The organism is Sphingomonas sp. GC_Shp_5 (assembly GCF_026540855.1).
In the GTDB taxonomy this organism is placed as follows: domain Bacteria; phylum Pseudomonadota; class Alphaproteobacteria; order Sphingomonadales; family Sphingomonadaceae; genus Sphingomonas.
Map to the genome: position 1 here is coordinate 2,501 of NZ_JALNUP010000053.1, position 3,354 is coordinate 5,854.

Consider the following 3,354-nt stretch of genomic DNA (forward strand, 5'->3'; position numbering starts at 1 on the left):
CACGCTTCATGCGTGTCGACGTTCGGCCAGATCAAAACCATGCTTCGCTGCTCTTGCCGAGTTTCGTGTCGGCCTCCGGGCTGATCCAGCGTTGTCATTGGTGGTGTGGACTCTCAAGCGTGAGGTAAGGGCAATTCGTGGATGCCTTGGCACATACAGGCGATGAAGGACGTGGCACGCTGCGATAAGCTGCGGTGAGGTGTGAGCAACCTTTGACCCGCAGATTTCCGAATGGGGAAACCCACCTATCCGTTTAACTTCGACCGTGAGGCAACTCGCGGGCGGAGTTAGGCGGGAACAGGTATCACTTAGCTGAATAAAATAGGCTTCGTGAAGCGAACCCGGTGAACTGAAACATCTCAGTAGCTGGAGGAAAAGACATCAACCGAGATTCCGTTAGTAGTGGCGAGCGAACGCGGACCAGGCCAGTGCCTGAATTTCAACTAGCAGAAGCTTCTGGAAAGTAGCGCCATAGCGGGTGACAGCCCCGTATGCGAAAGTGAGAATTCAGGACTCGAGTAGGGCGGGACACGTGTAATCCTGTCTGAACATAGGGGGACCACCCTCTAAGCCTAAATACTCGTATGTGACCGATAGCGAACTAGTACCGTGAGGGAAAGGTGAAAAGCACCCCGATGAGGGGAGTGAAACAGTACCTGAAACGGATTGCCTACAAGCAGTTGGAGGGGTTTTAAGCCCTGACAGCGTACCTCTTGCATAATGGGTCTGTGACTTAATGTTTCAAGCAAGCTTAAGCCGTTAGGTGTAGGCGCAGCGAAAGCGAGTCTGAATAGGGCGACATAGTTTGAAGTATTAGACCCGAAACCCGGCGATCTAGGCATGACCAGGATGAAGGTGCGGTAACACGCACTGGAGGTCCGAACCGATTAACGTTGAAAAGTTACCGGATGAGTTGTGTTTAGGGGTGAAAGGCCAATCAAGCCGGGAAATAGCTGGTTCTCCGCGAAAACTATTGAGGTAGTGCCTCGGATGGACACCCTAGGGGGTAGAGCACTGGATGGTTGCGGGGGTCGCGAGATCTACCAACACTAACCAAACTCCGAATACCTAGGAGTGATATCCGGGAGACAGACGGCGGGTGCTAAGGTCCGTCGTCAAAAGGGAAACAGCCCTGACCTACAGCTAAGGTCCCCAAGTCGTGTCTAAGTGGGAAAGCATGTGGAAATCCCAAAACAACCAGGAGGTTGGCTTAGAAGCAGCCATCCTTTAAAGAAAGCGTAACAGCTCACTGGTCTAAACAAGGGTTTCTGCGGCGAAGATGTAACGGGGCTCAAGACACGCACCGAAGCTTAGGGTGTGCGCTTTTAAGCGTACGCGGTAGCGGAGCGTTCCGTACGCCTGTGAAGCGATCTGGTAATGGGTCGTGGAGGTATCGGAAGTGCGAATGCAGACATGAGTAGCGATAAAGAGGGTGAGATGCCCTCTCGCCGAAAGACCAAGGGTTCCTGCGCAAGGCTAATCCGCGCAGGGTGAGCCGGCCCCTAAGACGAGCCCGAAGGGGGTAGTCGATGGGAACCACGTTAATATTCGTGGGCCTGGTGGTGTGTGACGGATCACGTGTGTTGTTCAGCCTTATCGGATTGGCTGGGCTTCGAAGTGGTTCCAGGAAATAGCCCCACCGTATAGACCGTACCCGAAACCGACACAGGTGGTCAGGTAGAGTATACCAAGGCGCTTGAGAGAAGTGTCCTGAAGGAACTCGGCAAATTGCCTCCGTACCTTCGGAAGAAGGAGGCCCTCATCGTGCGCAAGCATATTGAGGGGGCACAGGCCAGGGGGTAGCGACTGTTTAGCAAAAACACAGGGCTCTGCTAAGTCGGCTTCAAGACGACGTATAGGGCCTGACGCCTGCCCGGTGCCTGAAGGTTAAGTGGAGGGGTGCAAGCTCTGAAATGAAGCCCAGGTAAACGGCGGCCGTAACTATAACGGTCCTAAGGTAGCGAAATTCCTTGTCGGGTAAGTTCCGACCTGCACGAATGGCGTAACGACTTCCCCACTGTCTCCAGGACATGCTCAGCGAAATTGAATTCTCCGTGAAGATGCGGAGTACCCGCGGTTAGACGGAAAGACCCCGTGCACCTTTACTGCAGCTTCAGAGTGGCATTAGGAAAGAACTGTGTAGCATAGGTGGGAGGCTTTGAAGCGTTGGCGCCAGCTGACGTGGAGCCATAGGTGAAATACCACCCTGTTGTTTTCTGATGTCTAACCTCGTTCCGTAAGCCGGAACAGGGACCCTCTGTGGCGGGTAGTTTGACTGGGGCGGTCGCCTCCTAAAGAGTAACGGAGGCGCGCGATGGTGGGCTCAGGCCGGTTGGAAACCGGCTGTTAGAGTGCAATGGCATAAGCCCGCCTGACTGCGAGACTGACAAGTCGAGCAGAGACGAAAGTCGGTCATAGTGATCCGGTGGTCCCTCGTGGAAGGGCCATCGCTCAACGGATAAAAGGTACGCCGGGGATAACAGGCTGATAACCCCCAAGAGCTCATATCGACGGGGTTGTTTGGCACCTCGATGTCGGCTCATCACATCCTGGGGCTGGAGCAGGTCCCAAGGGTTTGGCTGTTCGCCAATTAAAGTGGTACGTGAGCTGGGTTCAGAACGTCGCGAGACAGTTTGGTCCCTATCTGCCGTGGGCGTCGAAATTTGAGAGGAGTTGACCCTAGTACGAGAGGACCGGGTTGAACGTACCTCTGGTGTACCTGTCGTCGTGCCAACGGCGCAGCAGGGTAGCTATGTACGGACGGGATAACCGCTGAAAGCATCTAAGCGGGAAGCCTCCCTCGAGATAAGATTTCACAGGACGGTCGGAGACCACGACCTTGATAGATCGGATGTGGAAGTGGAGTAATCCATGGAGCTAACCGATACTAATTGTCCTATTCGCGCTTGAGAGTCTCACACCATCAATGACAAAGCTGGGTCTACCCAGCATGCGTCAGACCATGGACGTGTGGATGATAAAGCTCGACGCCAGAATGAATGAACACTCTTCAATTAAGTGCACGACATCGATTTGAACCATCACACACGTTTCCGCAGCGCACCGGCTCCATTGCTTGGTGGCTATAGCGTCGGTGCCCCACCCGATCCCATCCCGAACTCGGCCGTGAAACCCGATTGCGCCAATGGTACTATCGCTCAAGCGATGGAAGAGTAGGTCGTCGCCAGGCATTGAAGCCGGTGCGCCGCACGAAACGTGACTGATGATAAGAACCCATTCACAATGCTCAACCCTCGTTCCCTCACCGGAACCGGCGCGGGGTGGAGCAGCCCGGTAGCTCGTCAGGCTCATAACCTGAAGGTCACAGGTTCAAATCCTGTCCCCGCAACCACC

General features: G+C 54.5%; 1 tRNA gene and 2 rRNA genes. All 3 read left to right on the forward strand.

What is annotated here, in order from left to right:
• Nucleotides 1-114: 114 nt before the first annotated feature.
• The 3 genes from OXR60_RS19685 to OXR60_RS19695 all read left to right on the forward strand — a co-directional run bounded on the left by OXR60_RS19685 (nucleotide 115) and on the right by OXR60_RS19695 (nucleotide 3,352).
• Nucleotides 115-2,911, forward strand: a 23S ribosomal RNA gene (locus OXR60_RS19685).
• A 164-nt stretch (nucleotides 2,912-3,075) separates the two neighbouring features.
• Nucleotides 3,076-3,190, forward strand: a 5S ribosomal RNA gene (rrf, locus tag OXR60_RS19690).
• 85 nt (nucleotides 3,191-3,275) lie between these two features.
• Nucleotides 3,276-3,352: transfer RNA gene (locus OXR60_RS19695), tRNA-Met, on the forward strand.
• Nucleotides 3,353-3,354: the final 2 nt, after the last annotated feature.